1 protein-coding gene is annotated in these 1,071 nt (G+C 65.1%); it reads right to left on the bottom strand.

Translation table 11 applies throughout. The annotated features are described in order from the left end of the window. The coding region (locus HV826_RS36355; protein ID WP_255217605.1) for a condensation domain-containing protein at positions 1-1,071 on the bottom strand (1,071 nt) is incomplete at both ends.

Genomic DNA, 1,071 nt, shown 5'->3' with positions numbered 1-1,071 from the left:
CCAGCACGCCCATTGACCACCCGTCCGACACGATGTGGTGCATCACCAGCACCAGCACGTGCGCTTCCTCCCCCTCTCTCAGCAGCGTCGCCCTCAGCAGCGGGCCCACCTCCAGGTTGAACGGGCGAAGTGCCTCTTGCTCCACGAGGCGTTTCGTTTCCGGTCCTCCTTCTCCGCCGTCCGGAGTTCCGCGCTCCATGACTTCCAACCGCGTCGTTGCAGTGTCGGAGACAAGCTGGACAGGCATCCCGTTCTGAGAACGGAAGGTGGTTCGCAACGATTCGTGTCGGCGAACCAGTTCATCGAAGCTACGGCGCAACGCTCCGACGTCGAGGACGCCAGTGAGCCGCACTGCGACGGGGACGTTGTAGAAGGCGCTGCCAGGCTCCAGTTGGTCGAGGAACCACAGCCGCTGCTGAGCGAACGATAGCGGCAAGGCCCCCTGCCGCTGTGCCCTCTTCAGTGGTGGCGCCTGGCGCACCGAGCCTCCCACCTGATCGTGGTCCAGCCTAAGGGCCAGCTTCTCCACCGTCGGCGATTCGAAGACATCCCTCAGGGGGAGCTCCACCTGGAAGGACTCGCGCACACGAGACACCAACTGCGTTGCCAGCAACGAGTGGCCGCCCAGCTCGAAAAAGTCTTCATCGACGCTGACTCGTTCGACGTTCAGCACCTCGGTGAAGATGGACGCCAGCTTCTGTTCGGTCGCGGTCCGAGGCGCCTCGAAGTGCGCCGTCTTCGGGCCTTGTGCATCCGGGGCTGGCAGTGCCTTGCGGTCTACCTTGCCGTTCGGCGTCAGCGGCAGCGCCTCCAGCACCACGTATGCAGACGGCACCATGTACTCCGGCAGCCGCTGCTTCACGTGGCTTCTCAGCGCACCCGCGTCCAGCAAGGCGCCTTCCTGCGCCGTGACGTAGGCCACCAACCGCTTGCCCTCATTCCCGTCCTCGCGAGCCACCACGACGGCTTCGTTGACGCCACCGTGCTGGGCCAGCGCCGCTTCCACTTCGCCCAGCTCAATTCGGTAGCCGCGCACCTTCACCTGCGTGTCCGCTCGGCCCAGGAACTCCA

This window comes from Myxococcus sp. AM010, assembly GCF_013372585.1.
GTDB lineage: Bacteria > Myxococcota > Myxococcia > Myxococcales > Myxococcaceae > Myxococcus > Myxococcus vastator.
This window is presented reverse-complemented; position numbering and strand designations above follow the sequence as displayed.